The organism is Hyphomonas sp. ske169 (assembly GCF_056850855.1).
In genome coordinates, this window is the sequence record NZ_CP096146.1 from 2,205,296 (window position 1) to 2,231,282 (window position 25,987).

General features: G+C 56.6%; 26 protein-coding genes. 11 read left to right on the plus strand and 15 right to left on the minus strand.

Annotated elements, in window-relative coordinates; genetic code table 11:
* Positions 1 to 9: 9 nt before the first annotated feature.
* The 11 genes from MY069_RS10730 to MY069_RS10780 form a co-directional block, all read right to left on the minus strand.
* Positions 10 to 387 (minus strand): DMT family transporter, encoded by a 378-nt coding sequence (locus MY069_RS10730; RefSeq protein ID WP_482793780.1) that lies wholly within the window; start codon positions 385 to 387, stop codon positions 10 to 12.
* 38 nt (positions 388 to 425) lie between these two features.
* Positions 426 to 1,883: a hypothetical protein gene (locus MY069_RS10735; protein ID WP_482793781.1), complete on the minus strand. Its 1,458-nt coding sequence runs from the start codon at positions 1,881 to 1,883 to the stop codon at positions 426 to 428.
* Positions 1,880 to 3,409 (minus strand): UbiA family prenyltransferase, encoded by a 1,530-nt coding sequence (locus MY069_RS10740; protein ID WP_482793782.1) that lies wholly within the window; start codon positions 3,407 to 3,409, stop codon positions 1,880 to 1,882. The genes MY069_RS10735 and MY069_RS10740 overlap by 4 nt, the downstream gene beginning before the upstream one ends.
* A 246-nt stretch (positions 3,410 to 3,655) precedes the next feature.
* A complete protein-coding gene (locus tag MY069_RS10745) occupies positions 3,656 to 4,534 on the minus strand; it encodes a 3-hydroxybutyryl-CoA dehydrogenase (protein WP_482793783.1) in 879 nt (292 codons plus the stop codon).
* 130 nt (positions 4,535 to 4,664) lie between these two features.
* Positions 4,665 to 5,087: a helix-turn-helix domain-containing protein gene (locus MY069_RS10750; RefSeq protein WP_482793784.1), complete on the minus strand. Its 423-nt coding sequence runs from the start codon at positions 5,085 to 5,087 to the stop codon at positions 4,665 to 4,667.
* Positions 5,088 to 5,122: 35 nt separating this feature from the next.
* Positions 5,123 to 6,787 (minus strand): apolipoprotein N-acyltransferase, encoded by a 1,665-nt coding sequence (lnt, locus tag MY069_RS10755; RefSeq protein WP_482793785.1) that lies wholly within the window; start codon positions 6,785 to 6,787, stop codon positions 5,123 to 5,125.
* Complete coding sequence (locus MY069_RS10760) at positions 6,784 to 7,608, minus strand: hemolysin family protein (protein ID WP_482793786.1); 825 nt, start codon at positions 7,606 to 7,608, stop codon at positions 6,784 to 6,786. The genes lnt and MY069_RS10760 overlap by 4 nt, the downstream gene beginning before the upstream one ends.
* Before the next feature lie 39 nt (positions 7,609 to 7,647).
* Positions 7,648 to 8,094: an rRNA maturation RNase YbeY gene (ybeY, locus tag MY069_RS10765; protein ID WP_482793787.1), complete on the minus strand. Its 447-nt coding sequence runs from the start codon at positions 8,092 to 8,094 to the stop codon at positions 7,648 to 7,650.
* On the minus strand, positions 8,087 to 9,040 hold the full coding sequence (locus tag MY069_RS10770) for a PhoH family protein (protein WP_482793788.1): 954 nt from the start codon (positions 9,038 to 9,040) through the stop codon (positions 8,087 to 8,089). The genes ybeY and MY069_RS10770 overlap by 8 nt, the downstream gene beginning before the upstream one ends.
* Complete coding sequence (gene miaB, locus MY069_RS10775; RefSeq protein ID WP_482793789.1) at positions 9,037 to 10,416, minus strand: tRNA (N6-isopentenyl adenosine(37)-C2)-methylthiotransferase MiaB; 1,380 nt, start codon at positions 10,414 to 10,416, stop codon at positions 9,037 to 9,039. The genes MY069_RS10770 and miaB overlap by 4 nt, the downstream gene beginning before the upstream one ends.
* A 59-nt stretch (positions 10,417 to 10,475) precedes the next feature.
* Positions 10,476 to 10,643, minus strand: a complete 168-nt coding sequence (locus MY069_RS10780) for a hypothetical protein (RefSeq protein ID WP_482793790.1) — start codon at positions 10,641 to 10,643, stop codon at positions 10,476 to 10,478.
* A gap of 125 nt (positions 10,644 to 10,768) precedes the next feature.
* Between MY069_RS10780 and MY069_RS10785 the strand changes: the two genes are divergently transcribed.
* Positions 10,769 to 11,317, plus strand: a complete 549-nt coding sequence (locus tag MY069_RS10785) for a pseudouridine synthase (protein ID WP_482793791.1) — start codon at positions 10,769 to 10,771, stop codon at positions 11,315 to 11,317.
* On the opposite strand, the gene hrpB is transcribed toward MY069_RS10785, so the two are convergent.
* A complete protein-coding gene (gene hrpB, locus MY069_RS10790; RefSeq protein WP_482793792.1) occupies positions 11,314 to 13,749 on the minus strand; it encodes an ATP-dependent helicase HrpB in 2,436 nt (811 codons plus the stop codon). The genes MY069_RS10785 and hrpB overlap by 4 nt on opposite strands.
* 89 nt (positions 13,750 to 13,838) lie before the next feature.
* On the opposite strand from hrpB, the gene MY069_RS10795 reads away from it, so the two are divergent.
* A complete protein-coding gene (locus tag MY069_RS10795) occupies positions 13,839 to 14,570 on the plus strand; it encodes a glycosyltransferase family 2 protein (RefSeq protein WP_482793793.1) in 732 nt (243 codons plus the stop codon).
* Here the strand turns inward: MY069_RS10795 and MY069_RS10800 are convergent.
* Positions 14,567 to 15,109: an AAA family ATPase gene (locus MY069_RS10800; protein WP_482793794.1), complete on the minus strand. Its 543-nt coding sequence runs from the start codon at positions 15,107 to 15,109 to the stop codon at positions 14,567 to 14,569. The genes MY069_RS10795 and MY069_RS10800 overlap by 4 nt on opposite strands.
* Before the next feature lie 157 nt (positions 15,110 to 15,266).
* On the opposite strand from MY069_RS10800, the gene MY069_RS10805 reads away from it, so the two are divergent.
* From MY069_RS10805 to MY069_RS10845, 9 genes are all read left to right on the plus strand, one after another.
* Positions 15,267 to 15,746 (plus strand): hypothetical protein, encoded by a 480-nt coding sequence (locus MY069_RS10805; RefSeq protein WP_482793795.1) that lies wholly within the window; start codon positions 15,267 to 15,269, stop codon positions 15,744 to 15,746.
* Positions 15,747 to 15,860: 114 nt separating this feature from the next.
* The gene (locus tag MY069_RS10810) at positions 15,861 to 17,333 is read left to right on the plus strand and encodes an alanine/glycine:cation symporter family protein (protein WP_482793796.1); all 1,473 of its coding nucleotides are present in this window, start codon (positions 15,861 to 15,863) and stop codon (positions 17,331 to 17,333) included.
* Between the two features lie 89 nt (positions 17,334 to 17,422).
* On the plus strand, positions 17,423 to 18,319 hold the full coding sequence (locus tag MY069_RS10815) for a tyrosine recombinase (RefSeq protein WP_482793797.1): 897 nt from the start codon (positions 17,423 to 17,425) through the stop codon (positions 18,317 to 18,319).
* A 71-nt stretch (positions 18,320 to 18,390) separates the two neighbouring features.
* Positions 18,391 to 19,422: an HpcH/HpaI aldolase/citrate lyase family protein gene (locus MY069_RS10820; protein WP_482793798.1), complete on the plus strand. Its 1,032-nt coding sequence runs from the start codon at positions 18,391 to 18,393 to the stop codon at positions 19,420 to 19,422.
* A gap of 102 nt (positions 19,423 to 19,524) precedes the next feature.
* Positions 19,525 to 20,712: a murein hydrolase activator EnvC family protein gene (locus MY069_RS10825; RefSeq protein ID WP_482793799.1), complete on the plus strand. Its 1,188-nt coding sequence runs from the start codon at positions 19,525 to 19,527 to the stop codon at positions 20,710 to 20,712.
* 22 nt (positions 20,713 to 20,734) lie between these two features.
* The gene (locus MY069_RS10830) at positions 20,735 to 22,060 is read left to right on the plus strand and encodes a S41 family peptidase (RefSeq protein ID WP_482793800.1); all 1,326 of its coding nucleotides are present in this window, start codon (positions 20,735 to 20,737) and stop codon (positions 22,058 to 22,060) included.
* 170 nt (positions 22,061 to 22,230) lie between these two features.
* Positions 22,231 to 23,469 (plus strand): divergent polysaccharide deacetylase family protein, encoded by a 1,239-nt coding sequence (locus tag MY069_RS10835; RefSeq protein WP_482793801.1) that lies wholly within the window; start codon positions 22,231 to 22,233, stop codon positions 23,467 to 23,469.
* On the plus strand, positions 23,466 to 23,957 hold the full coding sequence (locus MY069_RS10840) for an RNA pyrophosphohydrolase (RefSeq protein ID WP_482793802.1): 492 nt from the start codon (positions 23,466 to 23,468) through the stop codon (positions 23,955 to 23,957). Before MY069_RS10835 ends, MY069_RS10840 begins: the two co-directional genes overlap by 4 nt.
* 70 nt (positions 23,958 to 24,027) lie before the next feature.
* A complete protein-coding gene (locus tag MY069_RS10845) occupies positions 24,028 to 24,798 on the plus strand; it encodes an alpha/beta hydrolase (RefSeq protein WP_482793803.1) in 771 nt (256 codons plus the stop codon).
* On the opposite strand, the gene MY069_RS10850 is transcribed toward MY069_RS10845, so the two are convergent.
* Together MY069_RS10850 and MY069_RS10855 are read right to left on the minus strand one after the other, a co-directional pair.
* Positions 24,795 to 25,322, minus strand: a complete 528-nt coding sequence (locus MY069_RS10850; protein ID WP_482793804.1) for a phosphoribosyltransferase — start codon at positions 25,320 to 25,322, stop codon at positions 24,795 to 24,797. The two genes, MY069_RS10845 and MY069_RS10850, sit on opposite strands and share 4 nt — an antisense overlap.
* 5 nt (positions 25,323 to 25,327) lie before the next feature.
* A complete protein-coding gene (locus tag MY069_RS10855; RefSeq protein ID WP_482793805.1) occupies positions 25,328 to 25,981 on the minus strand; it encodes an MJ0042-type zinc finger domain-containing protein in 654 nt (217 codons plus the stop codon).
* Between the last annotated feature and the right edge of the window lie 6 nt (positions 25,982 to 25,987).

Genomic DNA, 25,987 nt, shown 5'->3' on the forward strand with positions numbered 1-25,987 from the left:
CTGGTGGGCCTACGCTTGGGAGCCGACGCAGAGGATTCCCAGCACAATCAGCCCCACGCCGATGGCGCCGACGGGGGATACGGTCTCTCCAAAAATCGTAACCCCCGCAATTACTGTAATTCCAATGCCGAGAGCGACAAACGGATAGGCAGAAGAAAGGGGAACCTTTGATAACACGAACAGCCAGAACACGGCGCTCAGGCCAAAGCTAAACAATCCAGCAAGAATCATTGGCGATGTGATCAATGTTGTTGAGATCGCGATGACGTCTCCAGATGCAATGCTCTTTTGAACTGAGTCCGCAATCATCGCTTTCTTGAGAACAATCTGCGACCCCGCGCTGAGAAGCACGCTGATCATGATGAGCGAAATGATTTGTAGCGACATAGAGAATCCTCAATCTTAGTGCCAATCCAGATGTGAGATTACATTGGGGACTTGGTTCCGCAGATATCTTTAGTGTCCACGACAAATTTCGGATCGAAAAAGTCTTCGTCCGGAGGATTGTCTCTCACCAGTTCATAGACTTGCATTTTCTGAACAGTCGGAAGCGCCGCCAAACACTGCGCGACTTCAATTGTGTGTTGAAACCGTCTCTCATTATTTAATCCGGCCGTGACAACTAATACTACAGCCAAGGCCAGCGACAGCGTTTTGTATGGAGAAAAATAGGCCGCAGACGCTATCAGAATGACCATCGGCATAAAACTCATACTGTAAAGGAATGTCACTTCGCCATAGATTAGGTGAAGGACTGTTTGAGCTGCGAGCATTGCTCCGCACCCGATGAAAGGAAGCCTAAGCTGTTTCGACCTGACGGCACCCCATACCCCTAATCCAAACAGCGCAACCCACACGATCACAGCAAGGATTGGCACTAGTTCGCCTTCCGGAAATCCAGAATTTTGATTGGTCGTCGCCAGACGCATGCGACGTTCCTGTTGAACATAGACCGGCATCGCGACCATGGTGGTCACATAAATACTGCGGAGATTTGAGCTTGGCTTGAAGCCTTCGTCATAGTCCCCTTTCGCTTCCAGTGTTGGCTGAAAATATTCTTGCTCTCGAAGCAGCGTTTCGGGATTCAAAAAAATCGCGGCCCGCTCAAAAGTTGCATTTTGGACGAGCGACAATGCGACCACGAGCGCAAAAGAGGACGCGCCGATGGCAATAAAGGGCTTCAGTTTGAGCCTGACCGCCATCGCGACCAGGGCGAATACCCAATTGGTTATTAGGAAGCCTAGGGTCAGCACATTGAGGAGCACCCACCAGCCCCAATGAGACTCTTTGACCCGAAACATCATGAACAGAGAGAGCAAAACGGAAAAGCCCGAGAACTGAAAGCTCTCCACGACGGCGCTCCAAAACATGAAGGTTGCGGTCGTAACAAACACGAGGCTGAACAGAACAACCGCGATGCGATCTAAACCCAACAGCCGAACGACAAGGCTGAATAGCGCTGCATTTGCGCCCATCACGATAACGATCAACGTTTTTGCGGCTGTGAGGGGGTCCAAACCAAAAGCGGTTAGGGTGGCCCCAAACGGATATAATAGAATGGAGAATAGGGGGTGGACGGAGGTCCGACCGTGACTGCCGCCGGCGGAGACTAAGTTTTCGGCATATCTCGCGACATCCGCGTGTAACCAGAGATTGAACGTCGTATGGAGTTCAGGAACCCGGTTGGTTTGGGAAAAGGCCCACACGGAAATCGCGGCGCCCAACAGTCCCATAGCCATCGCAATGTAGGCATCTTTTTTCGTCAGATGCTGTCTGTTTGATGTTAGGTCCCGCTTGATGTGATCCCACATTTTCGCAATGCGAAGTCTTCCAACCGTCGCATCGAAACCTTTATCGTAAGTCCGCTGAATGCTCTCAATCATTGTGATGCAGCTCCAGCCTGAAAGCCCGGAATTTGCAACTCGAACATTGCCAACAGCATCACGATACCAGCCGCGAAAACCGTCACGCGGCTGTTCCGGTCTTTCAGTGCAAATACGATTGGATCATCATTCATTGAGCGCCGGTGCGCGAGCATGAGGGCTCTACCCAACCAGTATAGAAGCATCGGACAGATCAGCCAAAGAAGTTGCGGACGCGCATATAATGCCTGAACATCTTGGTCTGAGACATAAAGTGCGAACACCGTCACGGCGTTGAACCCGGCCGCTGCGGCTAGTGCGGCGATGATCGGCAAATCTGCTTTGCGATAGTTTCGATTGGTCGGGTCGGGCAAATCCTCATGAAACAAAAGGACGAGTTCTGTATAGCGTTTGATTAATGCCAGGGATGTGAAGAGAAAAACGGAAAAGGCGAGCAGCCATTCAGAGACCATCACAGAGATGGCGGCGGCGCCGCCGATAACTCTAATCGTGTAGAGACTGGCCAGGGCGACAACATCGACCAGGAGCTTTCGCTTGAGGCTAAACGTGTAAGCGGTTGTCAGGCTGAGATATCCGAGCAGGACTGCGAAATAGATCGGATTAATGAACCACGCCCCAATGAGCGCAATCGATAGCAGAGCCGGAACCGCCAACATCGCTGAAAACACCGAAATCGTGCCAGCCGCCAGAGGACGTCCTTTTTTGCTCGGATGTTTGCGATCGGCATCCAAATCAATCGCATCGTTGATAATATAGATCGATGATGCGGTGAGCGAGAATGTGAAAAAAGCACCGATAGAATAAAGGACCGAGCTGCTGTAGATCGCCTGAGAGGTGACCAGCGGCACAAAAACCAAGCAATTTTTTGCCCATTGGTGGATGCGCAATAGCTTGATCCAAGTTCTAAGGCGCGGCGGTTTTGTTTCGATATAGCTTGCCGTCGGAGAGAGCGTTTTCAGACGCGCTTTGACGCTCGAACTCGCATTTACACAAATACACTGTTGGGCAACGGCCCAGATTGAGAGGTCGGCAGAAGCATTGCCAATATAGTCGAAGCCTGCTTCGCCACACTGCTCCATAAGGAGGTCGCGTTTTGCGTCGCCAGACAAATTCGTGTCGCTGCCCGTCGCGAACCAATCGGCGAATATGTCGAGATGCTCCGCGACGGCTTTGACATATTTTTTGTGGGACGCGGAGGCCAGATATAGAGGGCGATCGTCTGCATGCGCTTGCTGCAACAAGGACAAGACGGCCTGATTGTAGGGGAGGACGGAAACGTCGATCTCAGATCTGTCCGCAATATAGGACTTAAGTGCTGCTTTTCCTTGAGTCAGCAAAACAAAGATGAGCGCGAAAATACTGAGTGGGGATTTTCCAAGGAGCGCGAATGCAGATTCAACGAGAATGTCGGAATCGATCAGCGTGCCATCAAGGTCAACAACAAGGGGCGTTTTGTCATCGTTTGCTGCGCGCTCTGCGCCAGAATTTTCGACATTTTCCGTAGAGGATTCCAAATCACTACCCAAATATTTCCGATCCCCTTAACCCAAAGTCCGATGAAAAATTATCGGTCAGTCATTAGAGGGATAGGCTTTTGGCAAATTTATACAACAATATTCGCTGTTTACGCGAATGTTGGGGCGCCGTATCGCGAAAAGACAGGGTTCTAATCGCGGGTCCCTAGATTGATAGTGTTGGTCAAAACCGATGGATCTTCTGCGAAGATTCCAATTATATATTGCTTAAAAAATAGCTTTACTTGATCGGTCGGCTTAGCGCGTCGGTACAGGCGCATCACCCGAATAATCATAAAAGCCGCGGCCGACTTTACGGCCGACCCAGCCGGCTTCGACATACTTTACCAATAGCGGGCAGGGGCGATATTTGGTGTCGGCGAGGCCGTCATGGAGGACCTGCATGATCGATAGGCAAGTATCCAAGCCAATGAAGTCCGCCAAGGTGAGCGGGCCCATTGGGTGGTTGGCGCCAAGGCGCATGGCGGTGTCGATGCTCTCGACTGTGCCCACGCCTTCATAGAGCGCGTAGACCGCTTCATTGATCATCGGAACCAGGATGCGATTGACGATAAAGGCCGGGTAATCCTCGGCATTTGTGGTCGTTTTGCCGAGTCGCCCGGCAAGGCCCATTGCCATTTCATAGGTTTCTTGATCGGTGGCGAGGCCGCGGATGATTTCCATTAATTTCATCAATGGAACCGGGTTCATGAAGTGTAGGCCGATGAATTTCTCTGGGCGGTCGGTCGTCGAAGCAAGCCGGGTGACCGAGATTGAGGAGGTGTTTGTGGCCAAATAGGCGTGCTTGGGAACAACGCCGCAAAGGCCGGCAAAGATTTTCTCTTTGATCTCGCGGTTCTCAGTTGCTGCCTCGATGGCAAGATCGACCTCGCCCAGTGGATCTAAAGCGACAGTGGTTGAAATCCGCGCTTGCGCCGCTTTCATCTCATCCATGGAGATCAACTCGCGGGATAGTTGGCGGCCGAGATTCTTCTCGATTGTTGTGAGCCCAGCATCGAGCGCGTCTTGCGAGATATCATTCAAAATGACGTCATATCCGGCCAGGGCGCAGACATGCGCAATTCCATTTCCCATTTGCCCAGCGCCAACAACGCCGATGGTTTTGATTTCCGCCACACTCGTCTCCCGTCGGAATGTCTTTATTGTAAGCAAACTAGGTTGCTTGTGCAGTGCGGCAAAGCAACCTCAGATTTTCTTCGCAGTTGCAAAAGAATTATGGCTGTCGCTTCCGAGCCACAGCTATTGGTTAAGCCGCGGTGCCGGATTCATTGCTGGCGGCGGCCGCCCGGATCGTGTCCAAGAGAGAGCGACGGAGCGATTTATCACCAATTTGCTGGAAGGCTTTGACCAGTTCCATGGCCTCGCCATCGAGCACGGGCAGGCTGGGTGGATGGTCTTCTTCATGCACGGTGAGCATGCTGGGCCCCTCCAGCAAATCATCAACGCCTTCATAGAAATAGGTGATGGTAATCCCGAGCACCTGCGCCATTTCGAACAAGCGGCCTGCGGAAATGCGGTTCACGCCTTTTTCGTATTTTTGAACCTGCTGGAAGGTGAGGCCGAGTTTCTCGCCGAGCTGTTCTTGCGTGAGCTTAAGTTCGCGACGACGCCACCGCAGTCTTTGGCCAACAATTCGATCGATACCGCTGGGGACTTTATTTTCTGACATCCGCTACCCGAACTCTCTATACCACTACTATTCTTCTAACGTCGCCAGTTCATAAAGGCTAGTCCAGCAAATAGGACCAATGTCAACCAGTAAAACGTGTCCCCAAACCGTTGAAACGGTGTGTTTGCGAGTTTTTCCGGCAATCCGGTTCGAACAATCGAGGATTTCCAGCCCGCAGGATCGCCTGGCGCAGGATTGCCGCGTGCGATCTCTCGACCATAGCCATCGACCATTGCCGTCATGCCGCGCGAGGCGACCCGAGCCATGGGCAAGCCGCTTTCAATCGCACGGTACCGGTTCTGAGCATAATGCTGAGCGGGTCCAAGGCCGCCACCAAACCAGGCATCGTTTGAGATCACCACAATCCACTCCGCTGCCTCGCGCTGTGGTTGAGCTTTGCGGACGATTTCGGGGAACAGGCCCTCATAGCAAATCAAAGGAATAAAAGGGGGCGCCACGACTTGCGGCAGCAGAACAGTCGCTTCGGCGCCTGGCTCAAAGCCATTTGTGGCAATCCGCTGGATCGCTTTAGGCAGGATGCCGGCGAGGTTTTCGCCAAATGGAACAATCTTCGAGGCGGGTAACTCACCGAACGGCACCAGGCGGTGTTTGTCATAAAGCGCTGCGAGTTCGGCTGTGTTGGCGCCAGCGGTAAACATCACAAGGCTATTATAGTCGCGGCTTTGGCCGTCCTCATTTGTAAACCGGGGCGATCCGGCAATCAGCGCGCGCCGTCCAAGGAAGGCAGACACCAAATCGAGCGCGTTATTGTCGGCAAAATAGGGGTTAGGCAGTAATCCATAAGGCAGGGCGCCTTCCGGCCAAATCAGGATATCGCCGTCTTCGCTCGGAACGTTTCGGAGCAGATCAATATAGCGGGCGACGACAGGCTCGCCGAAATCGTCGAACTTTTCGCGTTGCGGGACGCCGGCATCCATTAATAGAACAGACCGCTCGGTTAGGACCGTGTCATTGGCGAGCCGCTGCGAGCCCCAAGCAAACGAGAACCCAACCAAAGCCACCGCCATGATCACCGGCACAGCGCGGCCCAGGACACCTTTTGCGTCGCGCGTATCCACGAGCGCGGACGGTGAAGCGGCGACAAAGAGCGTCATCAGAGTCAGCCAGTAAATGCCGCCAATCGAGGCGACTTGCGATAAGGCTCCACCTGGCGCCCAAGTCGTGCCCGGCAAGTTCCACGGGAAGCCGCCAAATAGCGTTCCGCGGATGAGTTCTGCGCCGCCCATGAAGATCGCAAAGATGAAAATCCGCGACGGTGAAGCCGACCAAAACGCGCCGGCGAGGGCGCAAGCCGCGCCCCAAATCAGAGCCATGCCGCCTGGCAATAGAAGCAGAGGCATCCACAGGAAGATGGCGTGCTTTTCGGGCTCCACGAGGAAAGGAAGCGCCGTCCAGTACATGCCAACAAGGAAATAGCCGAAGCCAAAGGCCCAGGCGCGGAAGAACATGGCGCGGCCCCAGCGGCGCTGGCTGCGGGCGCCATCGAGCATCCAGACCAGGCCCACAAAAGCGATGATGAGCGCTGGAGAAAGGTGAAACGGGGCAAATCCAAGCGCACAGAACGCGCCCAATAGAATCGCGAACAGACCCGCCGTCATACCGCGGGTGCGGGCGACCGCCTCATGCACGCTGGTGAGAACCCCTAAGCCGTGGCTGCGCGTTTCCTGATGCTCAATCATGAGTTCAACTCCGCCGCAGGTTTGCGAACCACCAGTCGTTGAATGCGGCGGACATCGCTCTCTAGGATCTCAAGATCGACCCCTTTCGGGTGGGGCAAAATTTCCCCGCGCAGAGGCACGCGGCCCGCCAAGGCAAACGCGACCCCGCCGAGCGTGTCGACATCGTGATCTTCGAGTTCGAGATCGAGCCCGGTCTCTTCGGCAAAGTCTTCGGTTTCCATTCGGGCATCGACTTCCCAAGCAAGGCGTCCGCGGCGGATCAGAAGCGCGACTTCCTCGTCATGTTCGTCTTCAATCTCGCCAACGATTTCTTCAACCAAGTCTTCAAGGCTCACGAGCCCGTCGGTGCCACCATATTCATCGACAACCAGGGCCAAATGTGTGCGCGAGGCTTGCATCTTCACCAGCAAGTCAGGCAGCGGCATGGAGGGCGGGACAAAAAGAATGTCTCGGCGCAAGCGTTCCAGCGGGGCATCATCTTCTTTCGGGGCGTCGCCATTGGCGCGCGCGATCTCACCGATCAAATCTCGAATATGAACCACACCAACCGGATCATCCAAAGTCTCTCGATAGACGGGCAGACGGGAGTGAGCCTCATTGGCGTAGAGTTGGATCAGGTCATCCATACTGGTCGACAGTTCGACCGCGATAATCTCAGCGCGCGGGATCATCACATCCTCGACTCGGGCGCTGGCAAAATCAGCGATCCGCAGGCGCATCTCTTGTTGAGACGGCGCTTCTGGCGTTTCCGATGAGGGCTCGACCGGGTCGTCCGGGGTTTTCTTGAACAGGCCTAGCAAGCCTTTGCGTCCTTCCGACATGTCTTTCTTCGGTCCTGTTTGGCGCGTTCGAATCGCAAGCTAACTATATGGATCAGGCCAGCCTAGTGACGCAAGCGCCGCAATCTCTAAGGCCTCCATTTCGGCGGCCTCTGTGTCATCTTTGTGGTCGTGCCCGAGTAAATGCAACACCCCGTGGATTAACAAATGCGATAAGTGTTGGTCGAGTGGAATCCCGCGCATGGTCGCATCGGATTCTGTCACGCCGAGCGCAATCGCAATGTCGCCGAGGAATGGCCGATCCATTGGATCCGCTGGAAACGATAAGACATCTGTTGGTTTGTCTTTGCCGCGCCAGTCGCGATTGAGCGTTTGGATCTCGTCATTGCTAGTCAGCAAGACCGCGACTTCGCCTTTGACGGCTTTTTGCGTCGCGCCGGCTTCAAGTGCGCGAAGGCAAATGGATTGCGGGTTGGCCAAGCGTTTCGCCCATTCCGGCTCCGCAACGCGTAAATCGAGATCAATCATCTGAGTCTGATTTAGCGGCTTTGTCATAGGCTTCGATGATCCGGCTCACCAAGGCATGGCGGCGGACATCGCGGGCGGTGAACGTCACTCGTCCGACGCCTTTCACGCCGCGCAGGATCCGCAAGGCATGAGCGAGGCCCGAAGTTTGGCTCTTGGGCAGGTCGACCTGGCCAGGGTCGCCAGTCACGACCATCCGACTGTCGCGGCCCAAGCGCGTCAGAACCATTTTCATCTGCGCGACCGTGGCGTTTTGTGCCTCATCCATAATCACGAAGGCATTCTTCAAGGTTCGCCCGCGCATAAAGGCAAGCGGCGCGACTTCGATCACACGTTTCTCGCGCAATCGGCCTGCTTGATCTGCGCCGAGGGTTTCATCGAGCGCATCCCAGATCGGGCGCAAATAAGGTTCAACTTTTTCTTCGAGATCTCCGGGCAAGAAGCCGAGATTCTCGCCCGCTTCGACCGCGGGGCGGGTGATGATCAGTTTTGACGCGGCTTTGTTTTTGAGCGCCGCTGCGCCGGCAGCGACGGCCAAAAAGGTCTTCCCTGTCCCGGCCGGGCCAACCCCGAAGATCAGGTCATTCTCAGCGCCCGTCAGCAGATCGAGATATTTCGCCTGCATGTTGGTTTGCGCTTTGATCGGTACTTTCAGGCCGGTCAGCGTGCGATAGTGCTGGCTGGGTGTGCGGGCCTGTTCCACCGCGCCTTCGAGCGCCGCGATCCCGGCATTTGGATTTTGCGCCAGCACGGTTTCAAACACGCTTAAAGCCAGCTCAGCCGTTGCCACCGCCTCGGCAGAGCCTTCGAGTGCGATTCCGCCGCCTTGGCTTTCTGCTTTCAGTGCTCCAGCCCCGAGCTCATTCTCGAGATAGAGCAGGTTCATGTGGTTGGGGCCGCAAATCACTGGCAGGAGTGACGCGTCCTTTGGGGTCCAGACTTGGCTCAAGCGGCGACCTCTTTCGATTTGACGGCGAGCTCTCCCGAGAGCGAGTTCAAGGTCGCGCCATTGATCGAGACATCAATGATCTGCCCAACCAGGTCTGGCTGCGCATCGAAATGCACCGCCTGCAACCACGGCGAGCGCCCGTGCATCTGGCCATCTTTGCGACCTTTGCCGGTCACCAGGACAGGAATGGTCTGGCCGATCTTGGAGGCGTTGAACGCGGTCTGTTGCTCTTTCAAAAGCGCTTGCAGAGCCTGCAAGCGCTCATTCTTCACGTCCTCAGGGACTTGGCCGAACATCTCAGCAGCAGGCGTGCCAGGACGTTCGGAATATTTGAACGAATAAGCGATCGCGTAATTGACCTCGCGTACCAGATCCATCGTGTCTTCAAAGTCTTTATCGCTCTCGCCTGGAAACCCGACAATGAAATCAGACGCGAGCGCCATATCGGGCCGGGCTTCTTTCATCCGGCGCATAATGTCGAGATAGTGCTCGCGCGTGTGGCCGCGATTCATCGCTTTGAGGATATTGTTCGAGCCAGATTGAACTGGCAGGTGCAAGAACGGCATCAGCTCTGGCGTATCAGCATGCGCGGCGATCAGATCATCATCCATGTCGCGCGGGTGGCTGGTTGTGTAGCGGATCCGGTCGAGACCGCCGACTTTAGCGACATGCCGAACCAAATGAGACAAGGTCCACTCTTCACCGCCTTCAAGCTGCGGGGCCGCGCCGTGATAGGCATTCACGTTCTGACCAAGCAGCTGAACCTCGCGCACGCCTTGTCCGGCCAGGTTCCGCGCTTCGAAAATCACATCATCGACGGGGCGAGACAGTTCCGCGCCGCGCGTGTACGGGACGACGCAAAACGTGCAGAATTTATCGCAGCCTTCTTGCACCGATAGGAAGGCGACCGGGCCGTCGGCCTGGCGAGCCTTGGGCAGCGCATCAAACTTTTCCAGCGTTTCAAACTCAGTCTCAAGCCGCTCGCCTGTGGAACGATGCACGCGGGCAATCATCTCTGGCAGCTTGTGATAGGCTTGTGGGCCAAGCACCAAATCGACCGCTGGTTGGCGGCGCATAATCTCAGCGCCCTCAGCTTGGGCCACACAGCCAGCCACAGCGATGGTCATCTTGCCGCCCTGCGCCTGTTTCAGCTTCTTGATTTTGCCAAGCTCAGAATAGACTTTTTCTGTCGCTTTTTCGCGAATATGGCAGGTGTTGAGGACCACCAAATCAGCGCCATCGGGACTGTCGACCGGCGCATAGCCGATCTGGGCGAGGACGTCCTTCATACGCTCGCTATCATAGACATTCATCTGGCAGCCATAGGTCTTGATGAAGACCGATTTGCTGGACTTATCAGGGGTCATTTCACTCATCGGGCGGCTTATGACTTAAAACCGCCCGAAAAGCTATATGTGGGTTCAGTTTTTGGTGACTAAAAGGCCAGGTAAACGGCCTTCACGGCGAGCACGAGGACAATCGATCCGATTGCAGTGAGCATTGCCACATAAGTGCCCTCACGCAATTTATCGCGGTCGAGGATTGGGCCGTTAAATGAGTCTGACTGGTGACCAGCCTTGTTGTGCATGGGAAGTGTGTTCATGTTCTTATCTCCCTTCACTTTCTTACGCTAATGAGGCCTCCTATTTACCATATGTCTTCAGAAATGCAACGGAACCGGACTAAAAATATGCTGCGATACGGATTAATTATTGTTCGGGTGCCTACATGACTCGCGTTATTTTGTTCAACAAACCCTTCAATGTACTGTCGCAATTTACCGACAAAGGCGTTGCGGGATCGGCGCGGCAAACGCTGTCTGATTTCATAGATGTGCCCGCCGTTTATGCCGCCGGGCGGCTTGATCGGGACAGTGAAGGCTTGCTGGTTTTGACCGATAATGGACGGCTTCAGGCGCAAATCACCAATCCGCGCAACCGGACGCCAAAAACCTATTGGGCGCAAGTTGAAGGCATCCCGGATGAGGCTGCATTGGACAAGCTGCGATCCGGCGTACAGCTCAAAGATGGCCTTAGCTCCGCTGCAGACGTGATCCGGATGGAGACGCCGGAGGACTTGTGGCCGCGAACGCCGCCGATCCGCGTGCGTAAATCGATCCCAGATTGCTGGATTTCGCTGACCATTTCAGAAGGCCGAAATCGCCAAGTGCGGCGTATGACGGCGGCGATCGGTCATCCCACACTGCGCCTGATCCGGTATCAGATCGGCAATTGGACGATTGATGGCCTAAATAGCGGGGAGTGGCGCGATGCTTAGCTTTTAGCGAGCCGCGCTTTGGTCATCCCAGCATGCGGTTTGGCGGTTTCAGGCTGATCGGGCCAGTCATGTTTGGGGTACCGCCCGCGCATATCTTTTGCCATGTCGCGATATCCGCCTTGCCAAAAGCCAGGCAGATCCCGGGTTGTGGCCACAGGTTTGCCGCCCGGCGATAGAATTTGCAGCGTCACCGGCAAACGCCCTTGCGCCAAGCTGATATGCTGCTGCGCGCCATAGAGTTCCTGGGCTTTGCATTCCACCAGCGGCGCCCGTTCATCGAGCCAGTCAATCTTTGCGTTTCGCCCAGAGGGGAGCTCAACCGCCAAGGGCGCGTATTGATCCAACTCTTTGGGGAGTGGCCAATCGAGCTGCGCTTTTAACGCATCCCGAAGCGTGGCGGGTGTCGGCATGGTAAATGATTGGTTACTCAAAATCGGGCCGAGCCAATCTCTGACGGTCTGGGACCGCTCGTCGAAGCCCCATTCTGGCCAAGGGGCGCCGAATAGGGTGCGGAGATGGGTCAAGCGCGCCAACATGGTCTGCATCGGCACACCCAGACCGGTGGGCGCGAAACCGTCTGTCTCGATATGGGCCAAGAACGCGTCGTTCGCGGCTTCTGGACTAGGTTTGGGGAGCGGTTGTTCGCTGAGAATGATGGCGCCGATAGCTTTTACGCGGCGGGCCTTGAATGTGCCTTTGGCTGGGTCGAACTCAGCCGTTTCGCGGGTTTCTTCGCGGCCGATGGAGCGGGCCAGCTGCTCATCCAGCGGGGCAGCGAGCGTAATCCGAGCGGTTTTCGCGCTGCCAACCATGTCGGCGACGACCAACCAGTCTGACTTGGCGAGGGCGGATGTGTCATCGATTTGACCGGCGCGGCCTGAAGCGAGGACATATTGCGCACTGCTGCCTGGCCGTTTTCGCGCGATCATGTCGGGCCAGCCGCGGGCTAGGATTTCAGCGACATTGCCGGATGCTTTCCCGCCGCCAGCCCATTGCGCGGCTTGGCGTTTCAATGTCTCAGCACGCCGCCCACGATCGCGTTGGAAGCTCGCCAGTCGTTCATTAAGATGAGCATTGTTGCCACCAATCCCCCGCTCGCTGATCAATGCTGCGATTTGCGCGGCGAGTGCGCGATGAGGATCCGTTTCGGCGCGAACAATCAGGGCTGCGAGGCGCGGCGAAAGCGGCAATTTGGTCATCGCGCGGCCGATATTTGTCAGACCTCCGGCCTCATCGAGGGCGCCGAGCGCGCGCAAATCTTGCTTTGCTGCCTTTAAGCGGCCAGGGGCTGGCGGGGTCAGCCAGTTCAGGCGCTCCGGCTTTGCTTCCCCCCAATCAGCGAGTGTGAGCAAAAGGCCAGACAGATCGGCATTTTGGATTTCTGGCTCTGGCGCGGCAGTTAGGCCTCGGCTCTCTGCCTCGTCCCAGAGCCGATAGCAGATACCTGGGCCTAATCGTCCGGCGCGGCCGCGTCGTTGGTCGACATTGGCGCGGGCGGCGCGCACCGTCTGAAGCTCGGTGGACAATCCGCCTGGGACATAGCGCGGCACCCGGGCATAGCCGCTATCGACCACGACAGACACGCCCTCAATGGTCAGTGCACTTTCCGCGATATCGGTTGCCAGCACGACTTTTCTTTGGCCCTCGGGAGAGGGTCGAATGGCAGCGTCTTGATCTTGCGGGCTCAGCGCGCCAAACAGCGGAGCGATGAGAACATCATTTAGATGCGACAAGCGTTCTGCGGTCCGGCGAATTTCGCCAGCGCCGGGCAAAAAGGCGAGAACGGAGCCATCAGTTTCCCGCACAGCCCGCTCGATTGCCCGCGCCATTTGATCTTCAAGCCGGTCTTGTGTGCGCCCGAGATACCGGGTCTCGACCGGATATTGCCGCCCCTCGCTCTCAATCGCCGGCGCGTCGAGTTTGCCTGCCATCGACGATGTATCGAGCGTTGCTGACATGGCCAGCAGGTGCACATCATCGCGCAAAGCGGACTGGACTTCGAGTGCCAAGGCGAGGCCCAGATCGGCGCTGAGGCTGCGCTCGTGAATCTCGTCAAAGATCACCGCGCTGACGCCTGAAAGCTCTGGATCTGCGAGCAATCGCCGCGTGAACAAGCCGTCGGTGATCACCTCGACCACAGTGTCTTTGCTGGTCTTGCGATCCACCCGGGTCGAGAGCCCGATCCGCTTGCCGAGCGGCTCGCCTAGGGTCTGGGCCATGCGTTGCGCGGCCATGCGGGCGGCAATCCGGCGCGGCTCGAGCATGACGATTTTACCGGGCAGCGCATCGAAGCCATCGATTAGGCCCGCCAGTGCCAAGGGCACGCGGGTCGTCTTCCCCGCCCCGGGCGGCGCACCAAGGATCAATCGCTGCCGCGCTTTCAGCGTCGCAGCAATCTCTGGCAGCAAGGGTTCAATGGGAAGATCGCTCATAAAAACACTCATGTCCTCAGTCTTGAGGTTTCGCAATCGCTGGATATCAACTAAAGGCAGGCGGTCTTGTCTTAGTGGAGTGACCCCCTGTGACCTCATCCCCAGAATTCTCGATCTGTGTGCCAATGCACAATGAATCCGGCAATGCGGAACATTTGATTGACGAGATCGCAGCCGCCCTAGCTGGACGCGCTTATGAGATGGTCATCACCGATGACGCCTCGACGGATGATACGCGGGCAGTTCTGGCCAGTTTGAAAGCCAAATATCCTGAGCTTCGCGTGATTGCGCACCGCTCGAATGCGGGCCAATCGCGGGCTTTGAGGACCGCCATTCAGCATGCGCGCGCGCCGATTATTGGCACCCTAGATGGGGACGGTCAGAATGATCCGGCAGATCTTCCCGCCTTGTATCGCAGCCTGACCCGCGCCGATGCGCCAGAAGGCCTGACTATGGTGATGGGGCGCCGGGCCAGCCGCAAAGACTCGTCTTGGAAAAAGTTTGGCTCTCGCTTTGCCAATGCCTTCCGCAAACGCCTCTTGCGCGATGAATGCGATGATAGCGGGTGCGGGATCAAAGTGATGAAGCGCGAGGCGTTTCTGGCTTTGCCCTATTTCGATCATATGCACCGCTACATGCCAGCGTTGATGAATGCTGAAGGCTATGGCGTCGAGTTTATGGATGTGAACCATCGCGAACGCGGCGCAGGGCAATCTAAATACACCAATTTTGGCCGCCTCGGAGACGCGCTGTCAGATCTGCGCGGCGTGATGTGGCTCATTCGCCGCCGTCGTAATCCAGGTGGATCTGACGAGATCTAGGTCTTTATCTGGTCCAGAATAAATGCCGCGCGCGTCTCAAGAGGCCCAATTGGCACATCGACCAAGTCATAGCCGGATTGCTCATAGCCCTGACGAATAAGGTCCCCGAACGCGACAGCGCCGTTAAAATCGAGCGTGCGCTCTTCGTCATTCTCATAAATCTCTTGCCATCCTGGTAAAAAGAAGACTGTTGATTGGTAGCGGTGCGCGGCGATGGCCTCGCGAATGTCGCGGTCATCGAGCTGATAAAAGGCTGTAAAGCCAAGCAAATCTGGCAATCCGCGATCGAACACTGAGATGCCCGAGGCGGCCCCATAATCTCGCACAGCGAGCGCAAGCATTTGGGCCACAAAGGCGGCGGGGTCTTGGTCACCGGTTGCTGTGCCGCCGATCCGCCTTTGCTCTGCCAGCACGCGGCGCGCCGGTTCAGCGACGGTTTGAACCCGCGACCCGAGTGCTTTGAGCAGGCTCGTCTTTCCTGATCCAGGCGGCCCGCTCAGGACGAAATAGGACGGAGATTTTGAGGTGATCGCAGACATGCTCACTTTGCATTAATCCATATTACGGTTAACTGGTCAGGCGAGGAGGCGCGCCATGACCGTACCATTTCCGGGCGCTGTTATGGCGGGTCTCGACGAAAAACAGCAAAGGGTGGAGCGCCAGAATGGCCATAGTCCACGGAAAAGGGGAAGTTTGATGCGACTTTTACTTAGCGCATTTCCGCTATTTGTAATTCCAGTGGGCATTTATTGCCTGATCGCCCTGACCAGCAATGGCGATCCTGCCGTGCTGACGCATGGCAATGAAGTATTGAGCGAGAAAGTCTCGCCTCTGATGGCCATCTTGGGCCAAAAGTTCTTCTCTATCGGCATGATTGGCGGCGAGATCGAATGGGTGCTGACCAAAGGCGACGCGCTGCTTCTGCTTTCGATTGGTGTTCTGTTTATGGAAATCCTGAAATCGACCAGCACTGGCACAGCGACGATTATGAACCACGCGCTCTCAATGATCGTGTTCATTGTCTGCTTGATGCTGTTCCTGCTGCATCCGAACTTCGCGACCTCTGTTTTCTTCATCCTGACCATTATGGCGCTGCTTGATGTGCTTGCAGGGGTCGTGGTGACGATCGTTTCAGCGCGACGCGATTTTGGCGTTGGCGAAGGGTTTGTGGGATAGATTATCCCCATTTGATCAGATATCTGCAAAAACTTGGGACCGGGCGCTTCACAGCGCCCGTTTCTGTTCTAGGGTGGCGACCTGTAGAGAAAAAAGCTTTGCCGGGGAGGCATTATGGAAGCGTTTTACGGATTTGTTGATAATCTTAGTGGGTTTATCTGGGGCGGCTCATGGGGCAGCACCCAGGTCTTGCCCTTTGCGCCCTTAGCGGTCTTTCTTTTAGGGTCTGGCCTATATTTCATGATCCGCTTGGGCGGTCGCCCTTTGCGCCGGTTTGGTCCGGCCTTGGCGGAATTGTGGGGTAGCCGCAAAGGCGATGGTGACCCAAACACGATCACCGCTTGGCAAGCCCTGTCCACGGCCCTGTCAGGCCAAGTTGGAACCGGGAACCTGGCTGGGGTTGCAACCGCGATTACACTTGGCGGACCCGGGGCGATCTTCTGGATGTGGCTGACCGCGCTGTTCGGTATGGCCTTGGCGTTTGCGGAAAGCTCGCTCGCCATCAAATATCGAGAGCGTGATAAATATGGCCGCATCAATGGTGGCCCGATGTATTATATCAAAAACGCGCTCGGCAAGAATTGGGGCTGGCTCGCCGTCTTCTTCTGTATCGGCACCTTGTTCTCCGCCACCGCGACTGGCGGAATGGTTCAGGCCAACTCGATCACCCAAACGGTCGTACGAAGCGGCGCAGAAATCGGCGTTGGTATCCCAACATGGAGCGTCGGCTTGGTGCTTGCGGTGCTGACTTTTGCGGTCATCATTGGCGGCATCAAATCAATTGGTAGCGTGGCCGGAAAAGTCGTCCCGTTCATGGCGCTCTTCTACGTCGCGGCAGCCTTTGTCGTGTTGATGATGAATGTCACCGAAATCCCGGCGGCGCTGTCTTTGATCGTCAAATCCGCTTTTGGACTTGAGCAAGCGGCTGGTGGTCTTGCGGGCTACGGCATGGCGGCGGCGGTTCGCGCTGGTGTCGCGCGCGGCCTGTTCTCTAACGAGGCTGGCCAAGGGTCTGCACCAATCGCACACGCGGCGGCGCAAACCCGCAACCCAGTCAAGCAAGGCGAGATCGCAATGATCGGTGTGTTTATCGACACACTGGTGATTTGTACGATGACGGCTTTGGTGATCCTGACCACGACTGGCACTTGGGTCACTGCTGATGGCGGCGAAACCCAATATATCTGGCTCGCAGCAGACCTTGAAGCCTCTGCGATTACCAATGCCGCTTATGAAGCAGCGTTTAGCGGTGGCGGCTGGATCGTGACGATTTGTTTGGCGCTGTTTGCCTTCACCACGATTATCGGTTGGTCTTATTATGCCGAACAGGCGTTGACTTATTTGGTCGGCGAATGGGCGACCAAGCCGTTCCGGTTCCTTTGGGTCGGAGTGATCTTTGTCGGCGCCTTGGCGCAGGTTGAGTTCGTTTGGAAATTTGGTGATCTCGCCAATGCCTCCATGGCCTTGCCGAACTTGATTGCGATCCTCTTGCTGTCCAGCGTCGTCGTGGCGATGCACAGGAAGAATGGCGATCCAGATACCGAAGATGGGGATTCCATCATGTTGAAAGGCGAAGGGGTCGAGTAGACGCGCCTCTTTTAGCAAATCTAAGCGGGCGCTCCCATCAGAGCGCCCGTTTTCGTTTGGCGTTAAGGTCTGTCTTTTAGACAGAACGCATGTCTGATCATTCGCGTATTGAAGCTTTCTTGGAAATGATGTCTGCCGAGCGTGGGGCTTCGCCGCACACGCTAGACGCCTATGGTCGCGACTTGCTTGAGGCCTCAGGCTATCTTGGCGGGACTTTGTGCGCGGCCGATCCACGAGACCTTTCCGGCTGGATGCAATCGCTCGCCAAAGACGGTTTGGCCGCTTCGACCCAAGCGCGCAAACTGTCCTCGCTAAAGCGATTTTTCCGTTTCTTGTTCGAAGAGCGTGATCGCAAGGATGATCCAACCTCCAAACTGGATGCGCCGAAAGTTCAGCGCGATGTACCCGATGTATTGTCGCGCGAGGATGTCGATGACTTGCTCCGGGCTTGCGTTGATGATCCGCGCATGACCTGCCTTTTAGAACTGCTCTACGGCGCTGGGTTGCGGGTGACCGAATTGGTGAGCTTGCGCCTCGGCGATCTTCCGCGCCGCCGCCTCGGCCTCTGGGAAACAAGGGAAATGATTATTCGCGGCAAAGGCGGCAAAGAACGCATGTGCCCGTTGGGCGCGCCAGCATTGCTCGCGATCCGCAATTGGCTCGAACTGCGCGATGATGACAAATATGGGACCGGCAGCGGGGCGTTTCTGTTTCCATCCCGGGGCAAAACCGGCCACCTCACCCGACGCCGTTTGGCGCAAATGCTAGAAGCGCTGGCAATTAAGGTTGGGCTGTCTCCAACCCGCGTCCATCCGCACGCTCTGCGTCACGCCTATGCGACGCATCTCCTGCAGGGCGGGGCTGACCTGCGCAGCGTGCAAACGCTTTTGGGGCATGCCGATATCGCGACAACGCAAATCTATACCCACGTGCTGACCGACGAACTTGCCGAACTGTTAGAGACCGCGCATCCGATGGCGCAATAGGCCTGCCCCTAAGTCCCCATTGCCTCCGCTGTTTTGCTCGCTAGGTTGCGCGTCAAATCGGAGGATCATCGATGAGCCAAAAAGCCCCGCGCCAATTTTTTAAACCGCTTGCCGCGGGCGCGCCCGAGCCACTATTAGAGCTGCCTGTCAGAGTCGAGCGGATGATCCAATTCGTGCCGCCGCATCTCGACAAAGTGCGCGCGAAAGTGCCCAGCATGGCGGACACGTGTGACGTGGTGCTCGGAAATTTGGAAGACGCGATCCCCGCCGATGCGAAAGAATCGGCCCGCGCGGGCGTCATCGAAATGGCCAGCATGCTCGATTGGCAAGCCAAAGGCACGGGCCTGTGGAGCCGGGTGAACTGTCTTAATTCGCCGTGGTTCTTGGACGATGTGACCGAGCTGATCACCAAAGCGGGACAGCAAATCGATGTCCTGATGATCCCGAAAGTCGAAGGCCCTTGGGACATTCACTATGTCGATCAACTCGTGGCGCAATTGGAAGCGAAAGCTGGGCTCTCGCGTCCGATCCTATTGCACGCCATTTTGGAAACCGCCGAAGGCGTCGCGCGGGTTGAAGACATCGCGCTCGCCTCGCCGCGTATGCAAGGCATCTCGCTCGGCCCGGCGGATCTTGCTGCCTCTCGCAAGATGAAAACCACACGAGTGGGCGGTGGTCATCCTTTCTACCGGGTGATTGAAGATCCTAAAGAAGATGGATCTGCTCGCACAGGCGCGCAACAAGATCCTTGGCATTATACGCTCGGTAAAATGGTCGATGCGTGCGGAATGGCGGGGATCAAGCCCTTCTATGGCCCGTTCGGCGATATCGCCGATTTGGAAGCCTGCGAACAGCAATTCCGCAATGCCTTCTTGATGGGATGTGTCGGCACGTGGACGCTGCACCCGAGCCAAATTGAGGTGGCGAAGAAGGTATTCAGTCCAGATCCTGATGAGGTGGCGTTTGCACGGCGGGTGCTCGAGGCCATCCCGGACGGGGCGGGCGTTGCGATGCTGGACGGTAAAATGCAAGATGACGCGACTTGGAAACAGGCCAAAGTCATCGTCGATCTTGCCGATCAAATCGCGGCCAAAGACGGCTAATCGAACCGTACGGCACGGCATTTGGCTTCACCGATTGCGTTAATGTCCTGATCACCAGGCCTGTGGCATATTGATCAGATGCGTCTGAGGCATTCTCGATTCGTGCGCCACCTTCTGGCTTGCACCGCGGTTTTTGCGGCAGCGGCTTTGCCTGTTCAAGGCCAGGATGATGTGTCACGCGCCGACTTGGAAGCTTTAGAAGCCGAGCGCGAAGAAACCTTGCGACAGCTGGCGATATTGGAGTCTGCTGGTGGCGTCGTGGCGGGTGATCTCGAAAAGCTCGAACGCGATTTGATTTCAGCAGCGATGGAAAGCCAACGTCGGGAAGAACAAGCGATATCGACAGAACTGAAACTGGTCTCGCTCCGGTCGCGATTGTCCATGGCGCGGACGGATTTGATTGAGGGAGAAGCGGCTCTCGAAGATTTGATGGCCTCGTTAGCGATCTCGGGCCGCCACCGCCCGCCAGCGCTTTTGACCCAGCCGAAGAATGCCAATCAAGCCATCCGGGCGGCGATCCTAATGGGCGAGGTTGCCCCAGAAGTACGCAGCAAGACCAAGGTTCTCACCGAAGAGATTAGCGAGCTCAGAAGCATTGAGCGCCAAGTGTTGCGCGAACAAAAGACTCTGGCCGCCGCCGATGCCGCTTTGGCGCTGAAAAAAGAAGAGATTATTCAGCTCACAACAGCCAAGCGTGCGGCCTTTGAGGACGTCAATTCAGATGCCCAGATTTTGCGCCAACACGCTGAATCTCTTGGTGAAAAAGCCGGAACGCTCCGGGACTTGATCCTCGCCCTTGAATCCACCGCTCCGGCGGCGCCGCGCCTGAAACCGCGGCTCGCTTTTGCCGAGCAAACACGACCTCGACCCACCCAACGAGCCAACCTGCCGCGCGCGACCGTTTCTCAACCGCTTGGCGTGTTGGCCGTTCCGGCGACCGGCCGCGTGGTCCGCGCCTGGGGCGATAAAATGCCAGGTGGCGCCAAATCTGAAAGTGTCGCCTTTGCGACCCGTAGCGGCGCTCAAGTTTCTGCCCCAATTAGCGGTACTGTAGAGTTTGCAGGCCCATTCAGGAGCTATGGACAATTACTGATCCTCTCGACAAGCGACGGATACCATGTTCTTTTATGGGGAATGTCGTCGAGCTATGTCGCTGTTGGTCAATCGGTACAACAGGGCGAGCCGGTGGCCCGCATGGCTGAGCGCGCCGCGGGTGAGCCAGAACTATATTTAGAGGTCCGCAAAGGCGGTGAGCCCATGGACCCGGCAAATTGGATGAAACGCGGCTAAGGCCGGAACAGGAGAAACGTCTATGAGAGCTATGCTGACAGGAGCCGCGCTGGGGGTCGTACTTGGAGCGACAGCAGTTGGGGTTTCAGCCGTCGCATGGCCAGACGCAGAGAATTCGTCGCCGCGTTATGAAGCCGCGTTCGAACAGCTCTCTTTGTTCACCGAAGTGATGGCGCGCGCCAAAGCCGATTATGTCGAAGAAATTGATGAGGTCGCCGCGCTCGAGGCTGCGATTGACGGCATGCTTGGCTCCCTCGATCCGCATTCTGGCTATATGTCGCCAGACGAGTTTGAAGCGCTTCAAGTGACCACATCCGGTGAATATGGCGGGCTTGGCATTGAAGTGACCATGGAAGACGGGTTCGTCAAAGTCGTCACGCCAATGGATGATACGCCCGCCAGTCGCGCTGGTTTGGAGCCAGGCGACCTGCTCACCCACCTAAACGCAAAAGCGATTGTTGGCTTGAGCCTTGATGATGCGGTTCGCGATATGCGCGGCGCGCCGGGCACAGATTTGACGGTCACCGTTTATCGCGACGGGCAAGACCCGTTCGATGTCACGCTAACCCGCGAAGTGATCGAACCGAAATATGTTGAGTTCGAAGATAAGGGCGACGGTATCGCCTATATCCGCATCGCGACCTTCAACAATAAAAAGACCACAACCAAGCTGATCGAAGCGTTTGATCAAATCCGGGATGAGATTGGACGCCGTCCAAACGGGATCATTCTAGATTTACGCAATAATGGTGGCGGCCTGCTCGATGAAGCGGTCTCAGTCAGCGATCAGTTCCTGTCTGGTGGCGAAGTTGTTTCAACCATTGGCCGACGCCCCGGCGATGTGATGCGGTCAAACGCCCAGCGCGGCGAAGTGTTTAAGAACGTGCCGCTGGTTGTGTTGATCAATAATGGTTCCGCATCGGCGTCCGAAATTGTCGCTGGCGCCTTGCAAGACCGTGATCGGGCGACGGTGCTCGGCATGACCAGTTTCGGCAAAGGCTCGGTTCAGACCGTCATGCCACTGGGCGCTGAGCGTGGCGCGATCCGCCTCACCACGGCGCGTTACTACACCCCATCTGGGCGGTCTATTCAGGCCACGGGCATCGTGCCTGACATTGAAGTTGCCAACCGCCGCGTGAGTGAAGAAGATCTGGCGCGGATCAGACGCTATTCAGAAGCCGATCTGCCAAACGCGCTCGATAATGAAGACGGCACCGCTCGCGATCTGCCGCATATCCCGGATGATATGCCGCCTGTCGATTATGAGGGCGACTATCAGCTTGAAAAAGCGATCGAATTTCTAAATTCAGGCGGCATCGTCGCGAGCACAGAAAGCCGCTCCGGCTAAGTAGCGGCACGACGCGTTTCTATTTCAGATAGTCAGTTGCTGAATTTTAATCGATTCAGGGTCGTGAAGCTGTGCAAATCACTCCAAAGGTTAATTCAAGTTTGCCTCTTCTTAACCATTAGAGCGGCAAACTGAATGCTGGTCGAATTAAAGTGTTCTCAGGAGCCTCAATGTCTGCTCGCTCTGCGCGTGATCCATCCCCTTTTCGAAGCGGCGTTGTGCATAGCGCGCTTGGGGCTTTCACACTGACCTTCGTGCTTGGATCTGCGGCGTCTGCTATGCATTTGCTCGGCAGCCCTGACGCTGGCAGCCCATCTGTACGCATGGCTCTGTTTAATGAGACACCAAATGACGCGCCGCAGCTAAACCCGCGCTTGCCCGGTTATCAAGGGCCCGCATATGAAGGAACGCTCGGCCTTGCAGCGGCAACACCCGCGGAACAGACCCCACAAGGGGACGAACCTGATCTTGGGGTGGAATATGGTGAAGCCCGTCCGGTTAAAGCCGTCGCACGGACTGACACCAAGCCGTCTGGCGTGCGGATCAATGGTCGCACAGTTCTGCCTGGACAGACCTATAGTCAGGTCTCGCAAATCCAAATGGCGGACTCTGAGGCCGCGCCAGCGGCGCCCGTCCTTTCAGAAGACGCGCCGCTGATGCGATATGCGCGGGACTTCACCAATACTGATGGCAAACCCACCGTTTCGATCATTGTTGGCGGACTCGGCACCAATCGCACCAGGACCCGAGCAGCGATCAACGAGTTGCCGCCCGAAGTGACACTGTCTTTTGCGCCAACCGCTGACAATTTGCGAGGCTACGTCCGTGACGCTCGCCGCGCCGGACATGAAGTCCTGATCGAGCTTCCCATGGAGCCCTATGACTATGGGCGCCAACGTCCGCATCCGCAGGTATTGGAAGCCGACCTGTCTCCTGACGAAAACCGGCAACGCTTAGCTGCCTTGCTGGCACGCACCCCCGGCTATGTCGGTGTGATGAACTATATGGGCGATAAATACGCCACCAGTAGCGAGGCGGTTGACCCGGTCGTAGCGGCTTTGAGCGATAAAGGCTTGGCGTTGTTTGACGATGGACGTCTGGGCCGGTCCGAGTTTGGGGTGAGCGCGCGCAAGTCTGGTCTCGCCTTCGGAAAAGCCACCACTTGGATTGATGCGCGTCCAGGCGCCGATGAGATCTCGCAGCAATTGCTGCTGCTTGAAACCACCGCACTGGAACGCGGCGCTGCGCTCGGCACGGGAATGCCCTTCCCGGTGACGTTTGATATTCTCAAAGAATGGCTGCCCACCCTTGAAGCAAAAGGCATCGCTTTGGCCCCGGCCTCGCACTATGCCAAACAGTCGCTGGGTGCTGGCCAGGTTCAACAGGCTCAGCTAGACCCGCAAGGGTGAGTGAGAAGAAACGGGATCCTGCGCTTTACCGCGCCAATGTTGGGCTGGCTTTGTTTTCGAAAGCTGGACACGTTTTTGTTGGCCGGCGCGTCAATGGACGCGGCGCGTTTCAATGGCAAATGCCGCAGGGCGGGGTCGATAAGGGTGAAGAAGCCGTCGAAGCCGCTTTACGCGAAATGGACGAGGAAATCGGCGTCGCTGCCAAACTGGTCGATATTCTCGAAGAAACCGAAGACTGGCTGTATTACGATTTTCCGCCAGATCTGTTGCGCCGCATGGGCGGGCCGTATCTCGGGCAGCGTCAGAAATGGTATGCGTTGCGGTTTAAAGGCTCTGACAGCGACGTTCGCCTCGACAAGCACACGCCTGAATTTGACGCCTGGCGCTGGGCCAAACTCGAAGAGCTTCCCGGCCTGATCGTTCCGTTTAAACGGCCGGTCTATGAAGAGGTCGCCAAACGGTTCGCGCGATGGGGTGAACCGACCTAGACCTTTCTTTCCTTTTCCTCAAAACTACGCCTATGCTGCAAATGTATGCGGCGCTGGGAGGAAGTTGGCTGTGGCGAAAACTCTATTGATGATCCACGGCGTTGGCTGCGGCGGCGAAGTTTGGGAGCGCATGAAGCGCGATTTCGCCATGGCCGGTTGGACCTGTGAAACGCCAACCTTGTTTCCCGATCTCCGGACCAAAGAGGACCCGCCCGCCGGGCTCGCAGATTTAACTCTGAGCGACTATGTGAGCGCCGCCGCTACGATGGCGGACGAGATCAAAGCCAAGACGGGTGAAGCACCTGTTATCATTGGACATTCCATGGGCGGGCTGATTGCGCAAAAGCTGACCGAAACAGGCGCGGTTCGTGCCGGGATCTTTCTCACACCGGCGCAACCGAAAGGCTGCACGGTCACCGATCTTAGAGTGCTCAGGACCTTTTGGAGCATTCTTAAAGTTGGTCAAAAAAATGTCCCGGGCGGTGTGTTCAAAGTCGGACCCAAAGGCTTTCGTTGGGGTGTGCTCAACGCGGTGCCACAAGACCGACATGACGCAATTTATGCCGAAGCACTGTTCGACAGTGGCCGGGTCTATCATGATCTTGCCAATCCCGGCGTCATTGATGAAGCGCAGATCAATGTCCCGACGCTAACGATTGGCGCTAAGAAAGACCGCGCTACCGTGATCAAAGCGGTGCGCAAGACCGGCGCGAAATACGCGAAGGCGGCGCATCCGGGTGACTATATGGAATATGGCAATCACGCGCATTGGATTGTCGATGAGCCAGGCACCGAACAGGTTAGCGCTGATATCTTAGAATGGCTCGATCGCAGCCTTTAATCGAGCGCGCCAATATAAGGCAGGCCGCGATACAGTCCGGCATCATCCATGCCATAGCCCACCAAGAACCGGCCTGGCGCATCAAACGCGTGGAAGTCGACATTGGTCTCGCCCTCAGGCGCCCAAGGCTTGCGGGCTAAGGCGCAGGTAATCACCTCGCGCGCGCCTTTGGCGAGCAAATGGTGTTTGGCAAATTCGAGCGTGCGCCCAGTGTCAAACACATCATCAATGATCAAAACGCCGCGGCCTTTGACCTGGCGCGCAATGTCGGCGCGGACAACCACCCGGCCAGAGCTCTCGCGGGCATCGCGATAGCTTTCGAGCCAGAGCGCATCGAGAATCGGATGCACGTCTAATCGGGCGAGGGCTTTCATCAGATCGCTGGTAAACGGAGTGGCGCCGATCAGAATGTTGATCGCGGTCCATTCGCCGGTCAGGCTGGGGGCCAAGCGATGAGCAAGATCATCAATTCGCGCCATCAAATCCGGTTCGGAAAGGACGGTCTCAATCTCGGGAAGGGCCATAAAGTTTACCTGTTCTCAGCGAGTGCCGTATCGGCTGGAACGAGGTCGAGTTCAAGTTCGAATGATTCAAAGGGTGGGTTTTCCACTCTTGCGGCAAAAACAGCCTGGGCGTCAGCCGGTACGGAGGAGGGCGTAATTGGCGCAAAGGCTTGCGCGACTTGTGCGCCTTGATCATCGAGCAATATCACCCGGACCAGCGGCGCAGAGACCGTCCGCCCGGACGTGTTTTGGACCGCGCCGCGGATTTCTAGGATTGGGGTTGTGCCGTCAAAGAAGCGCTCCGCTTCGGTGTCTAGAAACTCTAAGCCGAACCGGTTTACCGGCATGCCGATCGCTGCATAAGTTGTTGCCGATTCGGGCCAATGTTTCACAACCTCGCCGCGGAACAGGACCAATCCGGTGAGAATCACGACAAAGGCGGCGGCTGTTGCCGTCCACGCGCTCATCGCGGCGTTTCGGCTTTTACGCCGCCGCCGTTCGCGCACTTTTAGTCTGTAAGTCTCATGAGCGCCCAGCGCGTTGGCGCCTTCATTCGCGCCTTCGGGCCCGACAAACCAGGAATGGCCGCAGGTTGCGCACTTTACCGTTCGGCCGCTTTCGCCAATGGTGGCGTCGTCCGCGAAGTATTGGGTCTCGCATTCCGGGCACGTAAGGATCATGGCTTG